Origin of the sequence: Pseudomonas shirazensis (assembly GCF_050496565.1) — a bacterium.
Taxonomy (GTDB): domain Bacteria; phylum Pseudomonadota; class Gammaproteobacteria; order Pseudomonadales; family Pseudomonadaceae; genus Aquipseudomonas; species Aquipseudomonas shirazensis_A.
The window spans coordinates 223,978-246,368 of record NZ_JBNWAE010000005.1 but is presented as its reverse complement, the minus strand read 5'-3'; the positions used below and the strand labels follow the sequence as shown (position 1 = coordinate 246,368).

Sequence of the window (22,391 nt, the reverse complement as noted above, 5' to 3'; positions counted from 1 at the left end):
CCATGAACGCACACGACCTGCTGTGGGGCATGGCTCCGGACCAGTTGCCTGCAGACGCCCCCGCGTGGGCGCGGCAGGTGCTGCTGGCCGGTCAGCCGGTGGTGGTGCGTCGTGCCGTTGGCGGTGCGGGGCGCGTGGCGGTCGGCGTGCGCGGCGGACAGCGCGGCGAGCGTCTGGCAGCTGAAATGCCCGTCGCCGCGATCCAGCGCCGTTGCAGCCCTGAACAGCTGCGTGGCGAGGGCAGGGCGGAGCTGGGTGCGCTACAGGCACTGCACGCTGTTACGCCATTCATGGACAGCCTCGGCCTGTCTTGGGGGCCGACCGGAGGGGTGGGCTATCAGTTGGCGACGGGGATCGCTGTGCTGCACCAAGGCAGCGATCTGGACCTGGTTTTGCGCACGCCCGCAGTCTTGACTCGTGTCGATGCGAAAGCGTTGTATCAGGCGTTGTGCGCTGCACCGTGCCGTATCGACCTGCAGCTGGAAACACCCTACGGCGCTGTTGCGTTGGCCGAATGGGCCGGTGCTTCAAAGCGAGTGCTGCTCAAAAGCCGCCATGGTGCATGCCTGGTCAGCGACCCGTGGTCAGCCTTGGAGCTGTCGGCATGAGCAGCTTGTTTGCCTTCCCCGGGCAGGGCGCGCAACGGCCCGGCATGCTTCAGCAATTGCCGGATGCTGCCGTAGTGCGGGCCTGCGTGGAGGAGGCCAGCGACGTGCTGCAGCAGCCGCTGTTGCAGCTCGACACGGCGCAGTCGCTAGCGTCCACTCGTGCGGTGCAACTGTGCCTGCTGGTGGCCGGTGTCGCCCATGCGCGCTGGTTGCTGGAGCGCAGCCCAGCGCCGGATTACGTTGCCGGCCTTTCGATCGGCGCTTACCCAGCGGCAGTCATCGCCGGTGCTTTGACCTTCGCCGATGCCCTGCGGCTGGTGGCGTTGCGCGGCGAATTGATGCAACAGGCTTACCCCGAAGGCTACGGCATGACCGCGATCATCGGCCTTGATCAAGGCACTGTCGAACGCCTCATTCAAGCCTCGGCGCAGCCGCTGTACCTGGCCAACATCAATGCCGACAACCAGTTCGTGATCGCCGGCAGCGATTCGGCCATGGCCGCGCTTGCCAGCCAGGCCCTGGCGCTGGGGGCCGGCGCGTGCAAGCGGCTGGCGATGAGCGTGCCGTCCCACTGCGCGTTGCTCGATGCGCCTGCCGCCAAATTGGCAGCAGCCTTCGCCGACGTGCCGCTCAAGCGCCCGCAACTGGGTTACCTGAGCAGTACCAACGCCCGCCAACTGCATGACCCTGAAGCCCTGCGCCGCGACCTGGCGCTGAACATGTGCCGCACCGTCGACTGGTACGGCACGCTGTGCAATGCCTATGAGCGCGGCGTGCGCCTGCTGATCGAACTGCCCCCCGGCACCGTCCTCAGCGGCCTGGCGCGGCGTGTATTCAACCCCGGTACGGTGATCGCCTGCCAAGGCGCCCGCGCCGACACTCTGGATGCCCTGTTGCGGCGGGAGGTGAACGCCAGCGACTGACTGCCCGCATTTCGAAGAACAACAACAAACAACTTCGATTCAACGTGAGGAAAACAACAATGATCATTTACGGTGTGGCCTTGCTGGCCATCTGCACGCTTGCCGGTGTCATCCTCGGCGACTTCCTTGGCGTTCTGCTCGGGGTGAAATCCAACGTCGGTGGAGTCGGCATTGCCATGATCCTGCTGATCTTCGCCCGCCTGTACATGCAGCGTAACGGCGGCATGAGCAAAGAGTGCGAGCTGGGTGTGGGCTTCTGGGGCGCGATGTACATCCCTATCGTGGTGGCCATGGCCGCGCAGCAAAACGTCGTCACCGCCTTGCATGGCGGCCCCGTCGCACTGCTGGCAGCGATCGGCTCGGTACTGCTGTGTGGCGCCACCATCGCCCTGATCAGCCGCACCCACCGCGGAGAACCGCTGGAAAAGGAGGTCGTTGAAACCTCCATCGCAGTCGCACCGGCCGGAGGTCGCTGATATGGAAGTCATCCTCAAAGCACTCGAACACAACAGCCTGATCACTGCCTTCGCCGTAGTCGGCGCGGTGATGTGGATCTCGGTGATCCTCTCCAAGCGCCTGACCTTTGGGCGCGTGCACGGCTCGGCGATTGCCATCGTCATCGGCCTGGTGCTGGCCTGGGTCGGCGGCACCCTAACCGGCGGGCAAAAAGGCCTGGCTGACCTGACCCTGTTCTCCGGCATCGGCTTGATGGGCGGCGCCATGCTGCGCGACTTCGCCATCGTCGCCACCGCCTTTGAAGTGCAGGCCACCGAGGCACGCAAGGCCGGCATGATCGGCGCAATCGCACTGCTGCTGGGCACCGTGCTGCCGTTCGTGGTCGGCGCGGCGGTCGCGTGGAGTTTCGGTTACCGCGACGCGGTGAGCATTACCACCATCGGCGCTGGCGCCGTCACCTACATCGTCGGCCCGGTCACCGGTGCAGCATTGGGCGCCAGCTCGGAAGTGATGGCGCTGTCAATCGCCACCGGCCTGATCAAGGCCATCCTGGTGATGGTCTTCACCCCCGTCTCGGCGCGCTGGCTCGCGCTGGACAACCCACGCTCGGCAATGGTCTTCGGCGGCCTCGCCGGCACCGTCAGCGGCGTTACCGCAGGCCTCGCGGCTACCGACCGCAGGCTGGTGCCATACGGCGCATTGACCGCCACCTTCCACACCGGCCTCGGCTGTTTGATGGGGCCATCGATCCTCTACTTCTGCGTACGCGGCCTGGTCGGCTGAAAGTACCTTTGACAAACGCCCCGGCCCTGAACGCCGGGGCGTTTGCGTTTCAGCCCTCGCGTTGGCGGCTGTACATCCGACATTCGGCAACCAAGGCGAGCAGGTTCGGGTCGCGCTCGCGAGTCTTCAGGAACACCGCGCCGATATGCTGCTGATGACGGTAGCGCGCCTGCAGCGGGATCAGCCGGATCCGGTTCTCGTACACCGCCGAAATCCGCCCCGGCAGCAGCGCATAACCCACGCCCGAGCTGACCATGCTCAGCAGCGTGAAAATGTCATTCACCTGCATCGCCACATTCGGCTTGAACCCCGCCTGCTCGAAGACCCGCTCGCCATCGCGGTGGGTGGCAAAGCCCTGGGTCAGAGTGATGAAGGTCGAGTTGGCCAAGTCAGCCAGATCGACTTCCTGCTCTTGAGCAAACGGCGAATCGTTCGGCACCGCCAGGAAGATATCGTCCGAGAACAGCGGCAATTGCTCGCATGCCGCATCGCAGGTGCTCTCATCCAGCGAGACCAGAATCGCGTCCAGCTCGAAGTTTTTCAGCCGGTACATCAAGTCCACGTTCGAGCCTAGGGTCAGGTCGATGTTCAGCTCACTGCGGCGCAGCTTCAGGCCCATCACCAGCAACGGCACGGTCTTCACCGTCAGTGAATACAGCGCGCCGAGCTTGAACCGCTCAGACGAAAAGCCCGCCGCCTCGCGCGTTGCGCGGACCATCTCGGTGGTGTCCTGGATCAGCTTGCGGGCCTTTTCCTCAAGCACGTAGGCGCTCTCCAGCGGCGTCAACGTGCGGCCCTCGTGCTTGAACAGCGGGCAGCGCAGGGCGTTTTCCAAGGAATGGATGGCCCGGTGCACGCTGACACTGCTGGTGTCCAGCGCGCTGGCTGCACGGGCCAGGTTACCGCTGTGCATGAAGGCGAGGAATATTTCGAGCTTCTTCAGGGTGAGCTCTTCGTCGATCTGCATGTGGGCCTCGGAAGCGGTGGGGCGGGTATCAGTTGTTGCTGGCGAAAGAGGGGTAGGGCGGGATCAGGATAGGGGGTTGGGGCTTGGGCGGCAATTTGTATTGAGGGTGGGTGAACAGTGGTGGGTTATGAATGGCCTTGGCAGCTATTGCGGTGTGGTTTTGCGTACAGAGGCCGTGGGGAATCTACTCCTTGGGGAGTCGTGTGCGGCGACGACCGTATAGTTTTTCCTTCTGCGACGGTTCGTGTGCGGGTGCCTCTTCAAAGGCTTCAGCAGGCGGCGCTGCAGCCTTGACGTTGAATAGGCGGCAGACAACGTACCAGCAGATGGCGAGTGACAGGTTGTATGGGAACAGCACCGCCCAGAAGGGCAGCATCCAGTTTTTCTTGCCCTGCATTTCGCCAGGCTCGCCAGTGCGCCAGGGGGCGTAGTGATGCCAGGCTTGGAGAGGGGTAAGGCAGATGTCGTGCAGTGGGCGGTAGAGCCAGTTGGATTCGTCGCATGGGGGGAGTTTGTCTGGGCCGTGGTCCATGAAGTGGCGGAGGTATTCCCAGGCTTCGGCGACGTGCTTGATGTCCGGCTCGGTCGGTTCGTTACTGTCGATCCATAGGCAGTCTTTTTGGTGGAGGCTGCCGTCGGCGCGGGCAGGAGCAAATGCCAGGGCATAGCAAGTACTGGATCCAGATCCTCCGAACTCGACGCGCCTGAATAGTCCGCCGTGCACTTCGCGCCAATTGAAAGTAAAGAGTTTACTAAAGCGCTGGTAGTAGATCATTTTTGTCGAGCGATTCAGGTAGAAGTTGGAAAGCTTCTTGATGTACAGAATTCGATAAGCTAGAAAAGGCGCAAAGATAAATGGGGTAATTATATGCATCGCCAAAAGTACGTGCGCTCCCTCGAAAGAATTGTCGGGATCGAAAGTCCATGGGTAAACAAAGATAGCCGTTGCGACTATCATTGCCGTGTATAGCTTGGCCATGAAGACCGAGTCAGCGACCCAAGGGTTACGCAAAGTCAGCAATTTATCATCTATTCCGGAAAGCTGGCTGCGTATTTTTGGCGCATGCCCAGAGCTGGTGTGTGGATTGAACAGCCAGAAGGTCGCCATTTTGAGTTTCCTCTATTTTTATTGGCGTGCTCACCAGTTTTTACTTGATCTTTAAGGTGTGTGTCATCGGTGCCGTGACGTAGTTCGGGATTTGTCACTGAAAATTACCATAAGAGTTTCACATTAATTAGATCAGCCAACCTGGATCACCCTCAACAAGAGTTCCGCCATGGCTAGTCGTATCTCCCTCTCGGGCGGCCGGTTGGCCATCAATTATCGTGCAGTCAGCGCCGGTTTCGATTACCGCGCCGCAGCTTACCTTGTCCCCGACACGTGCTACCGGGCGGCCATCGACCAAAGTAGCATCTGACCCTGTTGTGACAGTGCCTTCGCCGTGGATAGGACAGTTATGTCGATGGCCGACAAGTACGATAGGTTTCATTTGCGCGCTCTCTTAGCTGCTTTGACAGGTGCTTGTTCAAACGCCTCTGCGGGAGGTGGTGCTGTGCGGATATTGAAAACTCGACACATCACGTACCAGCATATGGCGAGTGAAAGGTTGTAGGGGAATAGCACGGCCCATATAGGAAGCAACCATGTTTTCTTCCCTTGCATCTCACCTGGCTCACCGGTACGCCATGGAGCATAATGCTGCCACGCTTGAGCCGGGGTCAGGCAAATCTCAGGCAGAGGTCTATATAGCCAGTTGGGTTCGCCAAACGGAGGTAGTTTTTCCGGTCCATGGCTCATGAAGTGACGCAAGTACTCCCACGCTTGAGCCACATATTTCTCGTCTGGTTCAGTGGGTTCATTGCTGTCGATCCAAAGAGCATCTTTTTGATTGAAACTACCGTCTTCTCGACGCTCGGCGAATGCCAGTGCATAACTGGTTGTGAATGATGCACCACCAAACTCGGTGCGTTTGAATATTCCTGCGCCGATATTGTTCCAGTCGTAGATGATTAGTGTGTTGATGCGCTTGTAATATATTTTCTTTGTGTTTCGATTTAGATAAATGGCCGACAGGTTTCGTATGTAATATATGCGATATGCCAGGAACGGCGTTAGGATAAGCGGGGATAATGCATATCTCGCGATGGAAAATGGATTTGTAAGAAGCGTTCTGTATTCGTCATTTAGGGTGTCTGGGTAAATTAATGCTGCAAGGCCCAGTGTGAGGGTGAGATACAGTTTCGCCATAAATACTGAGTCTGTCATCCAAGGGTTTCGTAGAACAAGCATGTCTCTGTTTACGCTGATTGCTTGATTGGCCAGCTTCGGTGGATGCATGGAAGAGGTTTGGCTGTTAAAAATCCAGTTTGTTTGCATTTCTTGGTTCTCTAGCACGACCGCGGTTGAAGACTCTATCCATTTCCTCCAACCCAGCGTCGAGTAGAGGCGAGATGGTGGGCTAGCTGGCTTATGTAATGTGCAGGAGGCCTGCATCTAATACTTGGGATCAGCATTGATCTGTTGCTGGAGTCATTAATCCCCGTCGTCCAATTGCTCGAGCTATGAGCAAGCCTGCTGATCGATAATATTAAGCTCACATTGGGATGATATCGTTCAATTTGTTGTAGGAGGTCGCTGTCCGGTTAAGTGGAGCCCGCGCCCGCTTGTCTGCAAGTTCCTACCTGAGTATTTCCGGCTGAGCGCTGAACTCCACCTTGTGAGTGGTGCGGCAATTTTGGTGATCAATAAACTAAACATGTTTCATAAGTGCTGGGCCTCAGGCGTTTTGACTGAAACTTTTTCTAGTGCCTCAACGGGAGCCGCGGCTGCCTTGACATTAAATAAGCGACAGATAACGTACCAGCTAATTGCCACAGAGAGATTGTAAGGAAACAAAATCGCCCAGAACGGCAGCATCCACAGCTTCTTCCCTTGCATTTCACCAATCTCCCCTGTGCGCCACGGCGCGTAGTGACGCCACGCTTGCAAAGGTGTCAGGCAAATTTCATGCAGCGGTGCGTAAAACCAATTAGGTTCGCCAAGAGGAGGTAAGTTCTCCAAGCCATGGTCCATGTAGTGCCGCATATACTCCCATGCCTCAGCAACATATTTTACATCGGGGTCGTTAGGGCTATTGCTATCAATCCAAAGTGCGTCTTTCTGGTGTGGGCTACCATCCGATCGACATTGAACGAATGCCAGTCCATAGCTTGTGCTGAACCCCGAACTGCTAAATTCAAAACGAGTGAATATTCCTCCTCTGGCGTTGTCCCAGTCAATAGTTATAAGCTGTTTTAGGCGCTGATAATATATGGTGCGATTGTCGCGGTTTAGGTAAATTGCGGACAGGTTCTTGATGTAGAAAATACGATAGGCAATAAATGGGGTAAGTATTAGTGGGAATATCAAAAGAATTGCAATGTCTAACCAGTTGGGTTTCTGGCTGCAGTGATAATAGTCATTGATTATGTCCGGGTATACAGTTGCAATTAATCCCAATGTCATGCCGGTGTAGATTTTTGCCATAAATACCGAGTCAGTGACCCAAGGGTTACGTAGCGTTAGTAGGTGATTGTCAATCCTTGAGATTTGGCTGGCTATTTTTGGCAGATGTTGAGAGTCAGAATCGGCAGTGAAGAGCCAAGTAGTTTTCATCTTTGTGCCTTGAGCATGAATGTGGCGATGGATTCGATCTCGTCATTGAGCCCGCTAGTTGGCTTATAAATTATCTTCAGGGTTGCGCTACTGCGATGTGCTAGCTCGCTCTTGAAGTAAAGTACGACCCCTGCTGTAACGAGATAGCAGTCTGGGGTTATTGGTAGCATGGTAGTCTCTCCCAGTTGGTTGGTGCTGCTATATTCGGCGCGCCAATCACTTCGGGATAGGGTGAATTGTGGTAGTAGCACCGTAAATTCTACAGTTGCGGAAGCTTGCTTTATGTCGTTGCTAACAATTGCTGTCCAGTTGGCAGGAGCCCAAGAATCATTGCTTTTCCACGCGCTGTCTAAATTACTTAATCCTAAAGTTCGAGATTGTTCGGAGTCAAGCAAGGTAGGGGCGTAGTAGGTCGTGTGCCATGAATCTAGTTCTTGGCCCAAGTTTAAAAAAGGTGGAAGTTTCTTATCGGGGTCCAGAGTAATGGCCGGCCGAATTTCACCATCGTTCTGACGAGTACCAAAAACACTCCGTGCTGCCCACAGTTCCAGAGGGTTATGCAGTCGTTCGTTAGCTTTCGAGCTAAAATACATACCTCCAGCAACGAGTGCGCCGCCCAACAGTATAGCTGCTGCCCAACCCGCCACGGGTATACTTGAAATAGTGCCTAGGAGTCCTAGGCTAACTTCTAGGATGATAACCGATCCTGTTAAGTTTGCAGCTGTAGAGGTTATCGTGTACGAGGCTGCAGTGTTGTCGCCGTTGTTTTTTTGTCTCTTATATTTGTGATAGTCGGATTTTGCACTTAGGAATATTCCTGGGTAGCTGATGGCGCGGGTTAAAAGTTTTCCGCTTGCGTAACGTGAAAGTGCCATGCCGAAAGCGGTTCCAGGCGCTGTGCCTGTTAATTTCAGTAATGCTACTCTATGTGCAGCTCCAGCGCTTAATGTGCTTGTAATTGTAGCCCCAATCACTCCGAAGATGGCCGCTGCAAATCCCGTTGTGTACTCTGCTGCATCGCTAGTCTGCAAATTTTTGTATGCGGTCTGCAGGCTAATTATATTGAACCACAGAAGTCCTGCATTCAGTAACCCTCCTGCGATTGAAGCTGTCAATGCTTTATTGCTGGGTTTCACTTGTGAAGTAGTTGTGGTCTCGATCAAAATGGTGTGACTTCCAGTGACCCTTAGTCTCTTGGTTTTATCAACTTGAGCCATGCCGTTCTTTAAATATCTATCTACCTCTTGGCTGAACGGGTTTTCGTGCACATATTTATCTGTGATGTTGTAGCGTGCTGCCAAGAGTCCCAGCGCTTTTTCAGCATTCCCTTCCTTTGCCGCTGATAGCACCTGTTGGCGCAAGTTTTTACTCGCATCCCAGCGAGTTCTTCCATGCATGCGTTTAAGAACTACGGTTGATATCGATTGAGCCGTAAGTTCGGTGATGCTGGCAGTTGCCGGGAAACGTCCTACTAGGGCTTCTATTACGTTATCGCTGGCACCGAGCAGGGTGCCAACGGAGTCAGCCTTGTCCTTGAACGGATTAAACGGCGCCAGCGCCACATACAGCGGGCTGTCATGCTGGTCAAGCCACTGATCCAGTCGCTTGAAGCGGCGATCCTCGTCTTCCGTACCGGGTGCAGGCTGGCCCATTGGGTGGATCAGCAAGGCCAGGGACATCTCCAGGCCGCGGGCGGAGGTGAGGTTATTCCGGTCGTAACTGGCCAGTGCTGCGGCGAGGCTGGTGGGGTTTTCAATGTGCTGGTTCTCGGCTGTGCCGAGCCAGATGTCGTGGTCGTTACTGGCTTGCAGGGCTTGTTTGCGCAGCACGGTAATGCGCTTTTCCAGCTCATCGCGTTCTGCGAGAAACTTATGGTACTTGTCCGTATCAATCCGCAAACCGAGCCGTGCGCCGTGCTCCGAATAGGACTTGTGGGTCAGCGCGCGGTAACGTGCTTCGGCGGGCGTCGGCCAGGGGCGGCCGTCTGGCATGCTCAGGGCGCGCGCCGCTGCTTCTATTGAACGTCGTGGTTTGGCCGGGTACAGGCTGACGAGCGTCTTGTCGAGCAGCATCGCCACCAGGTTGCGGTGGTGGAAGTCGCGGCTTCGTGCACTCAGGCGCTCGGTATCCAATCGAAAACAGTTGGGCACGCAGGCCTGCTCGGAATTTGGCTCAGGCTCATGGGAGTACAGTTGCTCGGACGGGATCAGGTCGCGCATTTGGTGCTGGTAGGCTGAAACCGACAGACTCAGGTCCAGGGCCATGCCCTCTGCGTCATTGAGCGCAACCACCGCCGGAATTTTCGGCTGGGTATACGGGTACTGACGGAGCATCGCGCCGAGGGTGCCCATCGGCAGAGTTTCCTTTATCGGGTGGCTGCTCCAGATCAACGACATGCGCCGGTCTTCGGGCTTGAAGTCTTCTACCCATTCCTTCAGCGCGCTGACAGGCAGTACGTGCGGCTGGGTCGAGGGCTGTTTGCTGCCGGCGACCAGTTCAGCAGTGTCCAGCAAACGCATATGCCGCTTGCGCAGGACCGCAGATTGGCAGATGCGGGCGGTCATGGCGTTGGTCCATAGGTGCGGGCTGTAAGCGATCCAGACTTCTTTGCCGGCTTCGGCACTGGTGTCGGCCCAAACCCAGCCCAAGGTACGGCTGCCCATGTAGCGGTTACGGCGGTGGTAGCAATCGAGGCCGCGATAGCGCAGTTCCTGATAGTGGCCTTCGCCGTCATATTCGTGGATGACCAGCTTTTCGCTTTTCGTGCCCTTCATGAACACATACACATAGCCTGGGCGCAGCGCACGCAGGGTGTAGGCTGAGTGCTGCAGTGGGGCAAAGCCTTGTTCGAGGTTGAAACCGGATTCTGCATAGCGACAGGCCGGGGCTTCGGCAGGCCGCGGGACGATGGCGTAGCGCACCGGCAGAATGGGCACGCGGCCGCTGCAGGTAGGTCCTGAGGACGCGCGGGTGACAGCGGGATCAGTCATGGTGGGGCTCCTTGCTCAGGACCAGCGCCTGCATCTGGCGAAGGCGGGCTTCGGGCGACTCTTCGAGATTGGTGTAAATGGCGGTTGCCTGTTGATTGCTCATCAGCCACATGTGCGCAGCCACGAGCAGGACAAACTGGCCTGCCACCGTTTCGTTGGCGAAATTGAGGTCTCTGAGTTGCGGCAGCAGCGCCTCGATCCACGGCCTTATTTCACTGAGGCTGCGTGTGGTGTACTGCGGCATGGCGATGATCTTGTGGGCGAGGCTGAGGACAAAATGGTCGTGCAGGCCCCACGCCAGTTTGTGCACTTCATCCTGCTGCAGCATCAACATCGGCTCGACTCTGAGCCGCGCAACTGTCTGGCTGCGTTCAAGCTGGCGCCATTCGAATGCAGGGCCCCAATTGATCCGCCAGCCCAGGCGCGACATGGGCCCTAGCCAGGCCTCGCGGTTGTCTGGCGCCAATGCATCCAGCCAGGCGTCGAGGTGGTTGGGATCAAGCGAGTGGTTGTTGATTTCCGCGCCGCGAATGCCGAACTGGATCATGCTGCTGAAGTGGTCAGCAAGTTCGACGAGGGGCAGGTCTGAGTCGATCGCGATGGCCGCATCGACCGGCATCCATTCGGCAGCGGCGTGGTCCAGCAACTCCGGTGCCTGGGAAATGTCGACCAGTAGCGGCCCGAACTCGTGCTCATCGTCCAGCGCCGTGCGCTTCCATATCCACGTGTGCGGGGGGCGATTGGTCACCTCGTCGATCAGCTCCAGCACCGACGGGGCGTAGGCGGGCAGAAACCGGGCATCCTGAGCAGCCGGCCGATAAGCCAGGTCCTCGAGTGTGTTGGTCATCAGCAACAGGTAGCGAAAGTGCTCGCGGGTCGGTGGCCCTTCGGCTACGTATCGGGAGGGGAAGACAGTCATGAGCTTCTGCCCCCCAGGCACCTGCAGTCGGGCAGCGAACAGCTGCCGTCAGGTTGGCGTCCGCAGCTGTTATCCAGAGGTTCGCCGCTGACAGGCGCACTGGCGATCGAGAACGTACTGCCTGCGCCTTGTGGCGTTTTCAGCAGTTGGCCGTTGATGCGGATAGTCGGCGTGTCCAGAGTGATGCCGTTGTTGTCGATGCGGATCGATCCGCCCGGGCCCTTGATCACCACGGCATCAGCTGCCTGCAGGTCATACACAGCGGTACGACGGCGAATCTCCGCTTTCGCCAGCAGTTCTGCATGACCTTCGACCTGCACCTCCTGATTGCCGCCAATACGGGTGTGATGGTTGGCGGTAATTTCATCATGGCGGTGGTTGCCGATTGACTCGACACGGTCTTTGCCGATCTTGATCGTCTGGTTGCGGCCGACGGTGACGAACGCGTCCTGTCCGATCGAGACCTGTTCATCGTTGCCTACGGTTTCTCGACGGTCGTGGCCGATACTGATGGTCTTGTCATGCTCGACCTGCTCTTCACGGTCATTGCCAACAAAGGTGGTTTCGTCGTGCTTGACGATGTTGTTCTGGTCTTTCTCGGCATGAATGAACACCTCCTGCCGGCCCAGTTCGTCCTCGAAGCGCAGCTCGTTGAAGCCCGGCCCTTTGTGGGTTTGGCTCTTGATGGTCATGCGCGTCTTGTGTTGTGGCAGGTCGTAGGGCGGCAGCTGGTTGCCGCAGTAGGTTCGGCCGGTAATCATCGGCTGGTCAGGGTCACCGTTGACGTACTGGATGATCACGTCCTGGCCGATCCGCGGGATGGCCATCGACCCCCAACTGCCACCGGCCCAGCCCTGCGACACACGCACCCAGCAGGAGCTGAACTCGTTGTCGCGGCTTTCTCGGTCCCAAGGGAAACTAACCTTGACCCGGCCCCATTCATCGCAATAGATCTCCTCGCCCGGCGGGCCGACCACGGTGGCCATGTGTGGGCCGTCGACGCGTGGCCGCTGCAGGGGTTTGGGTCGCCACTCACTCATACCTGGGACCAGCACTGCACTCTGTTGATAGTGGGTGCCGTGCTCGGCATCGGCGGCTTCTTCCTGCAGGCTTGTGAACTGCTTGCCCTCGTGGTGAGTGCTGATCACCCGCCAGTGCACGTTGAGGTCCTCGCGCTCGTGTTCGATCAGTTTGAAGCACAGGCCAGGCTGCAGGCGCAAGTCGTCGCCGCTGACGTCGGCCAGGCAAGCATCATGGCGCAGGCCGGTCATGCGGGTTTGCGTGAAGGGTTTGCCAGCCACATCGCGCTTGTAGCGGCCTGGGTAGTCGAAGCACTCGTAGTCGCTGGACTGATGCGAAGCTTTACTGGCTGCCGAGTGCTGCTGGCGATAGGCCGGGTTGGTGAAGGTGTAGTCACGCTGCACCTGGCGTGCAGTGCGTACTTGTTCGCTATAGCTGAACCGGCGCAGGCAGGGTATGGCCTGGTCGCCGCCGCCGCTGGGTTGGTACAGCACAGTGTCGGCAGCGAGCGGTTCCGGCGCGGTAAAGCGAGCGTCAGTGTCTTCGGGCTTGATCGCGCCACGGCTGATCAAGCCGAGTGATAGCAGGCGGTCGGTGAGCAGCAGTTTGTGCTGCTTGGCGCTGTGTTCGAAGCTGTAGACGAAGCCTTCTTCTGCGGCCAGGCGTGCGATGAAATCAAGGTCGCTTTCGCCGGCCTGAACACAGAATTCACGCACCTGATGATCAAAGCTGGTGCCGATGTCGAACTGGGTGATGCCTTGCCGCTGGAGCATGAGTTGCAGAATCTGCGGCACGGTTTTTTGCTGGAAGATGCGCCAGTTCGAGCGTAACCGCGCGCGGGCCAGTTGCGGTTCGATCAGGGCTCGATAGCGGGTCCGGTGAAAGCCACTTTCGTCCTGGCTGAAGCTGCTGACCAAACCGTGCACGTAGCGCACCGGCTGCTCGCCTCGCCAGACGGTGAACAACACGGGTTTGTCGAGCAATTTGCCGAAATCGACGTCATGACTGAAGCTGATCAGCTTCAGGTGCAAGGCGAAGGGCGTGCTCAAGGCTTCGTCGAGGGTGAACGAGACCACTTCGAAGCTGGCGCCACCTGCGAGCAGTGGCTGGAAGCTGTAGCGCAGATCAGATTGGCTAGCCATATGAAATCCTTGTCTGCCGTCCGAGGGGGTGATGCCCCAGGCCAGGCGCGCTGGGCTGGGGCAACGCAGCTAGGTCAGACGATCGGCTTGCGCCAGTCGTCCGCACCTTCGGTGCCGGCAGTGGTATGGGTCCAGGTGATCTTGCGATACGCCATCGAGACCTCGATCAGTTGGGTGAAGTCGGCGTTCTCCTTGTCCTGAGCGTGAGGCATGACGGTGTTGATGTTGACGATCGTCGCGTCCTCCAGCTTGGTGGTGAAGAAGTGCTCCTGCTTGCCCTCGACCGAGGTGCGGTACCAGTTGACTTCGACGGTGGGCAGCATCTCGCCGCTGGCCAGTGCCTGGTACATCAGTGGCGTGGCCTTGTTCAGCGAACTGGTGAACATGAACGGTTTGTGCACACGCTGGCCGGACGGCTGGCCGCTTTGCGGGTCAGTCGGGACGGTCACCTGGTGCTTGATTTCCTGCACCAGGATTTCGTCTTCGTGGCCTTCGACGTAGACATTGCCGACCGAGTCGGAGGTAAAGGCACCAGCGGTGATGTTGCCTTGGGTCTGGCCTTCGATCTTGATGTAAGCGGGTGTTGGCATGGCAGAATGTCCTGCATCCATGTGGATAAAACACGTCTCCCTGAGGGGACGTGGCCATCGGAAGCGATGGGCTTGCTAACGAAACCGAGGCTTCGCTAAACGGGTTGAGTTCGGTTGGCTTTGGCTATTGCTGCAAGATCCCGCCGAGCGAGGTGAGCACCTCGTTGGTGATCACGTGCAAGCGGTAGCTGTACAGCCCATAAAGTGCAGCCATCACGGCTGAGCACAGCAGTAGCGGGCTCCACCATGGCCATTGGCGGTTCATGCGGTAATTGCGTGGAGCAACATTGCCCAGCGGCTGGCAGAGCTGCTCAGGCACGGGCCCGCGCAGTTCGCGTATGGCGCCGTAGAGCTTGTTGATCAGCGCCTGCAGGGCGTCGTCGCCCTTGGGCGCGATGGCGTACTTGCCCTTGAGGCCAAGGCACAGGCACAGGTACATGAACTCGAGCACGTGTTGGTAGCGCTTGGGCTCCTGCATCATTCGCGTCAATACGGTGAAGAACTTCTCGCCGCCCCAGGTCTCGTGGTGGAAGATGCTCAGCAGGGGCTCGTGGCTCCAGCGGCACTTCTTGCCCCACGACCGGCTCATCACGGCTTCGTCCAGATGCAGGCACAGCGCGTAGGAGTAGGCCAGCAGATGGGCGGGCTCGTAGGCGTGCTGGCGCATCTCCTCGAGGATATTGCTGACTTGCGTCTGCACCTGGGTGTGAACTTCATCGATGTTGTCCATCTCGTCCACGCTACGCAGACGCATCACCAGGCCCAGCAGCGGCATCGCAGCGTCGACCATGGGATTGGCGTAGCCTCCGCGCAGCTGAAATGCTGGATCGGCTGCGTAATGCTGGCTGACAGGGTCGCCGTCAGGCTGTATTGCTGGCTCTGGGTTGGTGTGTTCAGCATCAGGTGCTGTACCGAGCTTCGCTTGGCCAAAGGTCATCTCATTCGCTCCTGATCGCCCAGAATTGCATCTCCAGGCCCGGGAACTCACCGGCTATGTGAAAACCAAAGCCGTTGCTTTCCTGCATGGTCGCCCACGCGGCGTTACGCCGGTCCAGTTCGAAGTAGCAAAAACCAGCATGGAAGGGCAGGTCGCGAGGGGCCACCGGCAGCGGCAGCAGCGGGATGCCCGGCAGTTGCAGTGGCACCAGGTCGTTGAGTGCTTCCAGCGAGGTGACCTTGGCTTTCTGGATGAACTGCTGGCGCAGGGTTTCTGGCGGCAGGCTGGCGCGGACCGCCAGAATGAATTCGGCCTGGTCGATCAGGCGCCGATCATCCAGGGTCGTCGTCAGCACACCGTATTCATGGGCATGCAGCGGCAGCGATATCGCGCGGGGTTGCAGCACCGTGCTCAGAACCCGACGCAGGGTATCTTCCAGCAGCTTGAACGATGGGCGCAGGGCGCTGTGCTGATACGCCGGGTAGTCTTGCGGCAGCCTGCTTTCATCGGTAAAGGTCACCAGCTCGCCACAGGCCTGGCTCATGCTCAGGTAGAGCTGTTCGGGGTGGACATGCTGCTGGCGTGACAAGTGCTGGAAGCATGGCCACCAGCGGTTCATGGCTTGCAGCAGATTGAAATCGCGAATGTCGGCGATACCCGACTGGCCGCCTGCGCCGATCCGTGCCGCGAGATTGCGGGCGCGTTCACGCAGGGTGTTGCTGATCTCGTCTAGATACCGTTGTAGTGCCGGCACCGCACGTACCGAAACACTGGTCGGATAGAAGTTCTCGTCCAGTTTCAACGCGCCGTTCGGGCTTTTCTCGAGAATCCGCGCCAAGGCCAGGCGGCTATAGCCGTTGCGGTCTTCGCTATTGCGCTTGATCTGCAGGTTGGGCACCGCCAGATCGACCTGGACCAGATCACCATCTGCGGTGTGGGTGTCTTTGATTTCCTCGGCGTGCGCGGTGTACCGGAAGTTGGCGGCGTTGTCTGGCCAGCTCACTTCGCGGCCACCTTCGGTGCGCAGCGGCAGGCACAGGTAGATCTCGCCGTTCTGCGCAGCGTCGTCGTCGATTTCCAGCGGTGGCGGTGGTGGCAGATCAGCGGGGATATCGAACACCGTGCCGTCCGGCATGATGCCGCGGGCTCGAGTGATGGCCACCTTGCCCAAGCTCAGGTATTCACCGTTGAGCTGCAGTTCGCTGAAGCCAAAAAAACCGGGGTTCAGGCTGCTCAGGCGCTGATGGAACGCAGCCTCGCTGGCGCGTGCTGCCTGCTGGAAGTGCTGCGGTTTGACGAACAGCCCTTCGGGCCAGAGAACGGGATTACGTGAGCTCATGGGCGCTCCGGATCGAGAAGTTAAAAAGCACGGTGCAGGTGCAGGGGAGACTCATCAGTCTTCCTCTTTGAGCACGATCTGCGTGTCATTGAGCAGCACCGAGAGCACCACCTGACGACCCCGTGGGGTGATGCGCAGTACCTGCCCCCAGGTCGCGCCGTTCTGCTCGCGGTAGTCGCCGATCACGGCGATGAAGCGGGTGTCGGTGTGAATCGGTTCGAAAGGTATGAACTTGAACTGCCCGGGCGCGAGCACGTAGTCGTCATCGCGTATATAGGTGCTGCGCAGCACCTTGGCCGGGTCTTCATCCAGCAGCTGATACACACTGTTGCGCAGCAGCGAGTCATCGCGCAGCTGCAGAATCTTGATCGCAATAGGCGTGGCAATTGGTTCAGCCGTTACCTCGGTGGCACTGGGCAGGGTCAGCACTACCGCCGGGTCGTCATAGCTGCCGAGAGTGCTGTCGTCGTCAGCCGCAAAGGCCAGGCTGCCACTCTGGCTTTGCTCGCCTAGTGCTTGCGGAAATTGCTGCTGAAGGTAGTCGAACAAGCTGCCGACTTTTTCCACCAGCGCCTGCGGATCCTGCGCGCTCAGGCTGATGGCATAGGGGCTTGGTGGCAGCGCGCTTTCCTGCTCGGCGGGAGAGGGTGCGCTGTTGGGGTTGCCGTTGAGGGTGGGGCTGGCGTTGATGCTGAAGGCAACTTGGGTGGGATGATCCTCTGGCGGTCCGATCGGCAAGGAGTGATCCAGTGCCACCTGGCTCATTCTGCTCAATGAGGTGCATCCGGCCAGGGCAAGCAATGCCAGCAACAGAGTGGTCATTGGGAGATGGCGTTTCATGCTTGCTCTCCGGTGATAAGGCGCTGCAACGCGTCGGCGTGTGCTGGCGGTGTGTCCAGCAACGCATCCAGCGCGGCCAGAGGGTCATGGCCGAGCGGCCGGTCGAACGCTGTGCAGATATCGACGGTGGCTTGATGCGCTGAAACTTCGATCTGCCAAGGATCCGCCGGAGCGTCGGCGATCAGGGCGTCGAGCAGTCGCTGGCCAGGTGCGAACAGCTCCTCCAGGGACTGCTCGTCGGCTGAGTGCTGCTGACAATGCACATGGATGCGATAGCTGCCGATGTGCAGCCGGTCGCCTTGTTGCAGGCGCACGGGTGAGCGCTCGCCGAGGCTTCGCGGGGTGTCATTGAGGTAGGTCTGGTTGCATAGGTCGACGGCGCAGAAGCTGCCCTCGATCCAGCGAATTTCGCAGTGCAGCGGCTGGATACGCTGCGCGCGGTCCCATAGCAGCCAGTCGGCTGGCCCGCTGCCGATGGTGCCGCCGTTGCGGTCGAATCGATGGCGGGCGATCACGCCGTGTTCGAGCTGGTCGATATTGCTGATCACCAGGTCCAGGGTGTTCATGCGCGCCCCCTGATTCGAACTACCGGGCTGCTTTTCCCATGCTTGTCATCGACGAAACTGGTCCAGCCCAGGTGCGCACCCTGGCTGCGGTGCAGGCAGAACGGAGACAGCGCATGCTGTTTCAGCCGCAGCTCGAGGTCGTAGGCCAGGCCGTCGCGCAGGAGAAAGTCGATCAATGCGCGCAGGCGACCAAAATTGACTCCACTTGGCAGCAACTGGCGCAGCTGGGCCTGGTCGAGGTCGCTGATGAGGATGGTGAACTTGCTGCTGCGGGTGCGGGTACGGTTCCCGACCATGAAGGTACTGCCCAGGCAACCATTGGAGCGGCCAAGGCTGACCGTCTGCCTGATGGCGGTAGGCACTGATCGGCTCTCGAACTCACGGATCTGCACGCTGCTCAAGTCAAAGCAGTGGGCGATGATGCCCGCCACGGTCCCGGGGGCACGGCTGCGGCTGGCGATAACGCCGGCAAAGCTGAGCAGGCGACTCCATGGCAGCTCGGTATCGCCACGCAACTGCTTGTTGTCCAGGCCAATCAGGGCGAACACATACTGCGAAAAGCCGTCAGCGGCGCCCGCCTGGAAGCGAATGTAATAGCGGTACTTGCGCCAGATACGGTGCAGCAGGCTGAGCAGGTAATGATTGAAAAAGTCGAAGAAGGCCGGGCGCACGCCGATGTCGTGGGCATGGTCGTAGGCAATCTGCTCGAGGTAATAGGTGGGCAGTGGCGAGTCAGTGCCATGCAGGCCCATAAAGGTGGTACAGACGCTGTAGCGCTCGGCATGATCGGAAAATCGCTCTGCCTTGAATACGTCCGACACGGGAAAGGTCAATCGCGGATCGCAGCCAAGCCTCACCCGCAGCCGTGTTGCTTCGGCTGGCCAGCGCGGTTCGAGATCGTCGCCGTGCAGGCCATGCAAACGCTCCAGCAACTGGAAAAAGTTGTACTGGTGCGCCTGGGCGAGCAAAGCGTCGGCTAGATCAGCGGTTGTCTGCCGGTCAGCAGTGGCCATGTGTAGTGCTCATTGTTGGTGGTATTGATCACTTCCAATTGGTGGAAGGAGTTGATGCTGGCGTACAGGGCGAAGAACTGAGAGAGCACGCAGCTGAACAAATACAGGTCGCCCTCGCAGGAGAAGGCGTCCTGGTTCAGCTTGAGCTGGGTGCGCAGCCCGCGGATCGGCTGGCCTTTGATCAGCCAGTCCAGCGGCGCCGTCTGCACATCGCAGATACCGTCCAGGCGCTTGCGCGTGGCGCGTGCTTGCTGGATGTCATGCAAGGCGGCGAAGTCGTAGGCGCCGATGACAGCCTTGAGCGGCTCCGCCGACAGCAACGACAGGTAGTTGAGCGAGAGGTTGGAGATCAATGCCCATTGCAAGTCGCCGTCCAGCACCGGTCGATAGGGGCGGGTAGGGCGGCAGATGTTGCGGTAGCTGGCCAGCGGTGGGGTGATCTCGGTGATCACATCGATGTCGCCGATCCCCAGTGCCAGCGGCAGGTCGCGATTGGTGCAGGTCAGATCGATCGAAGCGGTTTCGAGTTGTTCGATGTAGGCGGTGGCATCCCCGCGCACAAAAGCGATGCGCTGAATCACGCCATTGCCGCGCAGCGAGTTTTCGATTTCGCAGTGGTAATAGAGCGCCGTGCGCCCTTGCACATGCTCGATCTCGTGGGCAAATGATTCGAAGGGCCGGAACGTGCGCAGCGTCTCACCCGGCGTATCTTCGCCCGTGGTGCGCGTGCTGACGACCCGGTCGACGCTGAAAATCTCGTAGGCGTCGGCGCGATTGCCGTTGGGTTGCAGTTCTACCTGGGTGTCGCGCCCTGACAAGTCGATAGGCTCGGCGCTGTGCTTGAACAGGTTGACTGCAGGGGTGCAGAACAGGCCGAAGTCGTCTTTGCCCACACGGATCGAGCTGGGCAGCTGGCGGGTGAAGTGAAACTCCAGGCGTACACATTTGCTGCTGTGGGCAGGCCAAAGCTTGGCAAGGCCCGTCAGACTGAAAAAGTGGAAGCGCTGCGGGAAGACAAAGTACTCCTGCAGGATGCGATAGCCGTCGAACACATTTTGCGGATAGGGCAGCAGCGCTTCATCAGGGCTGAAACCCGGGAATGCGATGTTGCTTGCCGGTAGACGACGTACTTCGCCCTCGATACTTACACTGACGTGTTTGAGGTACTGCGCCAACCACAGGTACAGGGTCTGCGCGCAGCGATCCTCGCCGCTCAGATGAAAGTCCAAACGTTCGCAGTCCAGCGTGTTCAGCGGGCGATCAACCAGTGTCTGCAGGTCGATACGCACGCTGGAGTTGTCCAGGGTCTGGGTCGCGTCAACGTCGTCGATGACGAAGGGGTGTAGTTGTACCTCGGTGCAGGTGCGAAATTCGCAGGCGACCCCATCCACCTCTCTGGAAAAAAGTCTCGCACCCTTGGCTACCCTTTGTGACTGGGTCAGCGATTGCGGCTGCGGGGTAAATTGCACAATGGTGGCGCTGGGCAATGGTCGCAGGTAGTTAGGCCACAATAGCTGCAGCATCGGGTGGGTCAGTTCCGGCATGTCGTCTTCGAGCTTGAGCCGCAGCTTGGCGGTCAGAAAGGCGAAGCCTTCCAGCAGTCGCTCGACATCCGGGTCACTGCTGTTTTTGCCGAGAAATCGGCTGAGCTGCGGGTTGTCTCGGGCGAAATCGGTGCCGAGTTCGCGCAGGTAGCGCAGCTCTTCTCTGAAACGGTCTTTTAACGACATGGTCACTTCACTCGGGTGTAACGGCTGTGCCCGCTCACCAGCAACTCGATCTGCAGTTGTTCCGCGTGGTCGTTGACCTGCACCTGACAATCCAGATGAAAGTGCAGCTCCAGCGGGGCATGTGCATCGGGCACGGCCTGCAGCGCATGCACTGCGATCCGTGGTTCGAAACGCTCAATGGTGTGGCGGATGTCGGCGCTGACCTGTTGCAGTAAGTCACCGCGGCTCAAGTCGTGGCCGTTGAAGTCGCGCAGGCCGAGTTCAGGGCTGCTTTGTGAGCAGCCCTCACGGCAATTGAGCAGGGTTTCGAGGTGATGCTTGATCACCTCGAACTTGCGCCCACGCGCTTCACGCCGAGATGACTGGACGTTGGCTGTGGCTTTCACTCCCAGCCGGTCAAACAACCCGGTCACTGCGTGTCGAGCCGGCCAACCAGCGAGATCTCGAAGTTTGCGCCCATGTATTTGAAGTGCGGGCGCACGGCCACCGAGACTTGATACCAGCCCGGATCACCGGCAACGTCGGAGACCGTAATCGCTGCGGCGCGCAGCGGCCGGCGGCTGCGAACATCAGCCGAGGGGTTTTCCTGATCGGCCACGTACTGCTTGATCCACTTGTTGAGCTGGCTCTCGAGGTCGCTGCGTTCCTTCCAGCTGCCGATCTGCTCGCGTTGCAGGACCTTGATGTAGTGCGCCAGGCGGTTGACGATGAACAGGTACGGCAGTTGCGTGCCGAGCTTGTAGTTGGTCTGCGCCTGCAGGCCTTCAGGGGTTTTGGCGAAGGTCTTTGGTTTTTGCACCGAATTGGCTGAAAAGAACGCGGCGTTGTCGCTGTCCTTGCGCATGGTCAGGGCGATGAAGCCTTCTTCCGCCAGCTCGAATTCCTTGCGATCGGAGATCAGCACTTCCGTGGGTATCTTCGCCTGCAACTGGCCAAGCGACTCATACAGGTGCACCGGCAGGTCCTCGACCGCGCCACCCGACTGCGGGCCGATGATGTTCGGGCACCAGCGGTAGCGGGCAAAGCTGTCGTTGATGCAGCTGGCTAAAAGGAATGCCGAGTTGCCCCACAGGTAGTTTTCGTGGCGGCCGTCGATGTTCTCGTCATAGTTGAAGCTGTCGGTCGGTTGCTCCAGGTGGTGGTAAGCGGATCTGAGCATGAAACGCGGCCCAACCAGCGCGGTATGGCGGGCGTCTTCACTGTCGCGGAACGCACGCCATTTGGCATGGCGTGGGCCGGCGAAAATGTCTTTCACCTCTTTCAGATTGGGCAGGTCTTCAAAGCTGCTCAGGTTGAAAAACTCGGGGGCGGGTGCCGTCAGGAACGGCGCGTGAGACATTGCCCCGACCGAGGCCATATAGCTCAGCAGCTTTATGTCCGGTGAGGAGGGACCGAAGCTGTAGTTGCCTAGCATGGCTGCCACCGGCTCGCCGCCGAATTGGCCGTAACCGGCGGTGTAGACATGTTTGTAGATACCGCTGCAGGTGATGTCGGCGGCATTCTCGAAGTCATCGAGCAAGTCGTCCTTGCTGACGTGCAGCACCTCAAGCTTGATGTTCTCGCGAAAGTCGGTACGGTCGACCAGAAGCTTCAGGCCACGCCAGGCTGATTCCAGTTGCTGAAACTCAGGCTGATGCAGGATCGCATCCATCTGCTTGCTCAGCACTCGATCAACTTCGGCGATCATTTGATCAACCCGGTGCTTGTTGATTAGTTGATCTGGCTCATTGCTTTTGAGGATTTCTGCAATAAAGGCCGCAACCCCCTGTTTGGCGACTTGGTAGCCTTCCTGGGTTGGCACCAGCATTGTTTCGGCCATGATCTGATCGAGTAATGTGGCGGTGCCCAGGGTTTCAGTGTTGAGTTCGACTGCAACAGCTGTGTCGGTTTTGTTTGGCATCGGCGGGCTCCGT

The 22,391-nt window shown here is 58.8% G+C and carries 21 protein-coding genes; 4 read left to right on the top strand and 17 right to left on the bottom strand.

All coding sequences use genetic code 11. The annotated features are described in order from the left end of the window. Positions 1-2: 2 nt before the first annotated feature. The 4 genes from ACQZ2L_RS10105 to madM are packed head-to-tail and all read left to right on the top strand — an operon-like array spanning position 3 to position 2,770. Positions 3-608 (top strand): malonate decarboxylase holo-ACP synthase, encoded by a 606-nt coding sequence (locus ACQZ2L_RS10105; RefSeq protein WP_430325922.1) that lies wholly within the window; start codon positions 3-5, stop codon positions 606-608. Continuing rightward, positions 605-1,531 (top strand): malonate decarboxylase subunit epsilon, encoded by a 927-nt coding sequence (gene mdcH, locus ACQZ2L_RS10100; protein ID WP_430325921.1) that lies wholly within the window; start codon positions 605-607, stop codon positions 1,529-1,531. The genes ACQZ2L_RS10105 and mdcH overlap by 4 nt, the downstream gene beginning before the upstream one ends. A 59-nt stretch (positions 1,532-1,590) precedes the next feature. Then, positions 1,591-2,007 (top strand): malonate transporter subunit MadL, encoded by a 417-nt coding sequence (gene madL / locus ACQZ2L_RS10095; protein WP_430325920.1) that lies wholly within the window; start codon positions 1,591-1,593, stop codon positions 2,005-2,007. Between the two features lies 1 nt (position 2,008). Further along, the gene (gene madM, locus ACQZ2L_RS10090) at positions 2,009-2,770 is read left to right on the top strand and encodes a malonate transporter subunit MadM (RefSeq protein ID WP_101318465.1); all 762 of its coding nucleotides are present in this window, start codon (positions 2,009-2,011) and stop codon (positions 2,768-2,770) included. 49 nt (positions 2,771-2,819) lie between these two features. Here the strand turns inward: madM and ACQZ2L_RS10085 are convergent, their stop codons facing one another. The 17 genes from ACQZ2L_RS10085 to tssC all read right to left on the bottom strand — a co-directional run bounded on the left by ACQZ2L_RS10085 (position 2,820) and on the right by tssC (position 22,378). Beyond that, the gene (locus tag ACQZ2L_RS10085; RefSeq protein WP_314874034.1) at positions 2,820-3,737 is read right to left on the bottom strand and encodes a LysR family transcriptional regulator; all 918 of its coding nucleotides are present in this window, start codon (positions 3,735-3,737) and stop codon (positions 2,820-2,822) included. A gap of 184 nt (positions 3,738-3,921) precedes the next feature. Beyond that, positions 3,922-4,845, bottom strand: coding sequence for a hypothetical protein (locus ACQZ2L_RS10080; protein ID WP_430325919.1), 924 nt, complete (start codon positions 4,843-4,845; stop codon positions 3,922-3,924). 127 nt (positions 4,846-4,972) lie between these two features. Further along, a complete protein-coding gene (locus ACQZ2L_RS10075) occupies positions 4,973-5,227 on the bottom strand; it encodes a PAAR domain-containing protein (RefSeq protein WP_430325918.1) in 255 nt (84 codons plus the stop codon). Continuing rightward, the gene (locus tag ACQZ2L_RS10070; protein ID WP_430325917.1) at positions 5,224-6,114 is read right to left on the bottom strand and encodes a DUF6708 domain-containing protein; all 891 of its coding nucleotides are present in this window, start codon (positions 6,112-6,114) and stop codon (positions 5,224-5,226) included. The genes ACQZ2L_RS10075 and ACQZ2L_RS10070 overlap by 4 nt, the downstream gene beginning before the upstream one ends. A 384-nt stretch (positions 6,115-6,498) precedes the next feature. Beyond that, positions 6,499-7,392 carry a DUF6708 domain-containing protein gene (locus tag ACQZ2L_RS10065; RefSeq protein ID WP_430325916.1) on the bottom strand — a complete coding sequence of 298 codons (894 nt, stop codon included), beginning with the start codon at positions 7,390-7,392 and terminating at the stop codon, positions 6,499-6,501. Next, positions 7,389-10,382: a T6SS effector BTH_I2691 family protein gene (locus tag ACQZ2L_RS10060; RefSeq protein WP_430325915.1), complete on the bottom strand. Its 2,994-nt coding sequence runs from the start codon at positions 10,380-10,382 to the stop codon at positions 7,389-7,391. Before ACQZ2L_RS10060 ends, ACQZ2L_RS10065 begins: the two co-directional genes overlap by 4 nt. Beyond that, complete coding sequence (locus tag ACQZ2L_RS10055; protein ID WP_430325914.1) at positions 10,375-11,301, bottom strand: DUF4123 domain-containing protein; 927 nt, start codon at positions 11,299-11,301, stop codon at positions 10,375-10,377. The genes ACQZ2L_RS10060 and ACQZ2L_RS10055 overlap by 8 nt, the downstream gene beginning before the upstream one ends. Further along, positions 11,298-13,463 (bottom strand): type VI secretion system Vgr family protein, encoded by a 2,166-nt coding sequence (locus ACQZ2L_RS10050; RefSeq protein WP_430325913.1) that lies wholly within the window; start codon positions 13,461-13,463, stop codon positions 11,298-11,300. Before ACQZ2L_RS10050 ends, ACQZ2L_RS10055 begins: the two co-directional genes overlap by 4 nt. A 74-nt stretch (positions 13,464-13,537) precedes the next feature. Next, positions 13,538-14,053, bottom strand: coding sequence for an Hcp family type VI secretion system effector (locus ACQZ2L_RS10045; protein ID WP_103436934.1), 516 nt, complete (start codon positions 14,051-14,053; stop codon positions 13,538-13,540). A 124-nt stretch (positions 14,054-14,177) separates the two neighbouring features. Continuing rightward, the gene (gene icmH, locus ACQZ2L_RS10040) at positions 14,178-14,990 is read right to left on the bottom strand and encodes a type IVB secretion system protein IcmH/DotU (protein ID WP_430325912.1); all 813 of its coding nucleotides are present in this window, start codon (positions 14,988-14,990) and stop codon (positions 14,178-14,180) included. 1 nt (position 14,991) lies between these two features. Next, positions 14,992-16,329: a type VI secretion system baseplate subunit TssK gene (tssK, locus tag ACQZ2L_RS10035; protein WP_430325911.1), complete on the bottom strand. Its 1,338-nt coding sequence runs from the start codon at positions 16,327-16,329 to the stop codon at positions 14,992-14,994. 54 nt (positions 16,330-16,383) lie between these two features. Next, the gene (tssJ, locus tag ACQZ2L_RS10030) at positions 16,384-17,169 is read right to left on the bottom strand and encodes a type VI secretion system lipoprotein TssJ (protein ID WP_430325910.1); all 786 of its coding nucleotides are present in this window, start codon (positions 17,167-17,169) and stop codon (positions 16,384-16,386) included. Further along, on the bottom strand, positions 17,166-17,735 hold the full coding sequence (locus ACQZ2L_RS10025) for an FHA domain-containing protein (protein WP_430325909.1): 570 nt from the start codon (positions 17,733-17,735) through the stop codon (positions 17,166-17,168). The genes tssJ and ACQZ2L_RS10025 overlap by 4 nt, the downstream gene beginning before the upstream one ends. Continuing rightward, complete coding sequence (gene tssG, locus ACQZ2L_RS10020; protein WP_430325908.1) at positions 17,732-18,748, bottom strand: type VI secretion system baseplate subunit TssG; 1,017 nt, start codon at positions 18,746-18,748, stop codon at positions 17,732-17,734. Before tssG ends, ACQZ2L_RS10025 begins: the two co-directional genes overlap by 4 nt. Next, positions 18,712-20,478, bottom strand: a complete 1,767-nt coding sequence (gene tssF / locus ACQZ2L_RS10015) for a type VI secretion system baseplate subunit TssF (RefSeq protein ID WP_430325907.1) — start codon at positions 20,476-20,478, stop codon at positions 18,712-18,714. Before tssF ends, tssG begins: the two co-directional genes overlap by 37 nt. Positions 20,479-20,480: 2 nt before the next feature. After that, complete coding sequence (tssE, locus tag ACQZ2L_RS10010) at positions 20,481-20,891, bottom strand: type VI secretion system baseplate subunit TssE (protein WP_430325906.1); 411 nt, start codon at positions 20,889-20,891, stop codon at positions 20,481-20,483. After that, on the bottom strand, positions 20,888-22,378 hold the full coding sequence (tssC, locus tag ACQZ2L_RS10005; RefSeq protein ID WP_430325905.1) for a type VI secretion system contractile sheath large subunit: 1,491 nt from the start codon (positions 22,376-22,378) through the stop codon (positions 20,888-20,890). The genes tssE and tssC overlap by 4 nt, the downstream gene beginning before the upstream one ends. Positions 22,379-22,391: the final 13 nt, after the last annotated feature.

What these genes read in the sequence shown, in the direction of transcription:
- ACQZ2L_RS10105 (WP_430325922.1), top strand. Translation starts at nt 3, where the DNA reads ATGAACGCACACGACCTGCTGTGGGGCATGGCTCCGGACCAGTTGCCT.
- mdcH (WP_430325921.1), top strand. Translation starts at nt 605, where the DNA reads ATGAGCAGCTTGTTTGCCTTCCCCGGGCAGGGCGCGCAACGGCCCGGC.
- madL (WP_430325920.1), top strand. Translation starts at nt 1,591, where the DNA reads ATGATCATTTACGGTGTGGCCTTGCTGGCCATCTGCACGCTTGCCGGT.
- madM (WP_101318465.1), top strand. Translation starts at nt 2,009, where the DNA reads ATGGAAGTCATCCTCAAAGCACTCGAACACAACAGCCTGATCACTGCC.
- ACQZ2L_RS10085 (WP_314874034.1), bottom strand. Translation starts at nt 3,737, where the DNA reads ATGCAGATCGACGAAGAGCTCACCCTGAAGAAGCTCGAAATATTCCTC.
- ACQZ2L_RS10080 (WP_430325919.1), bottom strand. Translation starts at nt 4,845, where the DNA reads ATGGCGACCTTCTGGCTGTTCAATCCACACACCAGCTCTGGGCATGCG.
- ACQZ2L_RS10075 (WP_430325918.1), bottom strand. Translation starts at nt 5,227, where the DNA reads ATGAAACCTATCGTACTTGTCGGCCATCGACATAACTGTCCTATCCAC.
- ACQZ2L_RS10070 (WP_430325917.1), bottom strand. Translation starts at nt 6,114, where the DNA reads ATGCAAACAAACTGGATTTTTAACAGCCAAACCTCTTCCATGCATCCA.
- ACQZ2L_RS10065 (WP_430325916.1), bottom strand. Translation starts at nt 7,392, where the DNA reads ATGAAAACTACTTGGCTCTTCACTGCCGATTCTGACTCTCAACATCTG.
- ACQZ2L_RS10060 (WP_430325915.1), bottom strand. Translation starts at nt 10,382, where the DNA reads ATGACTGATCCCGCTGTCACCCGCGCGTCCTCAGGACCTACCTGCAGC.
- ACQZ2L_RS10055 (WP_430325914.1), bottom strand. Translation starts at nt 11,301, where the DNA reads ATGACTGTCTTCCCCTCCCGATACGTAGCCGAAGGGCCACCGACCCGC.
- ACQZ2L_RS10050 (WP_430325913.1), bottom strand. Translation starts at nt 13,463, where the DNA reads ATGGCTAGCCAATCTGATCTGCGCTACAGCTTCCAGCCACTGCTCGCA.
- ACQZ2L_RS10045 (WP_103436934.1), bottom strand. Translation starts at nt 14,053, where the DNA reads ATGCCAACACCCGCTTACATCAAGATCGAAGGCCAGACCCAAGGCAAC.
- icmH (WP_430325912.1), bottom strand. Translation starts at nt 14,990, where the DNA reads ATGACCTTTGGCCAAGCGAAGCTCGGTACAGCACCTGATGCTGAACAC.
- tssK (WP_430325911.1), bottom strand. Translation starts at nt 16,329, where the DNA reads ATGAGCTCACGTAATCCCGTTCTCTGGCCCGAAGGGCTGTTCGTCAAA.
- tssJ (WP_430325910.1), bottom strand. Translation starts at nt 17,169, where the DNA reads ATGAAACGCCATCTCCCAATGACCACTCTGTTGCTGGCATTGCTTGCC.
- ACQZ2L_RS10025 (WP_430325909.1), bottom strand. Translation starts at nt 17,735, where the DNA reads ATGAACACCCTGGACCTGGTGATCAGCAATATCGACCAGCTCGAACAC.
- tssG (WP_430325908.1), bottom strand. Translation starts at nt 18,748, where the DNA reads ATGGCCACTGCTGACCGGCAGACAACCGCTGATCTAGCCGACGCTTTG.
- tssF (WP_430325907.1), bottom strand. Translation starts at nt 20,478, where the DNA reads ATGTCGTTAAAAGACCGTTTCAGAGAAGAGCTGCGCTACCTGCGCGAA.
- tssC (WP_430325905.1), bottom strand. Translation starts at nt 22,378, where the DNA reads ATGCCAAACAAAACCGACACAGCTGTTGCAGTCGAACTCAACACTGAA.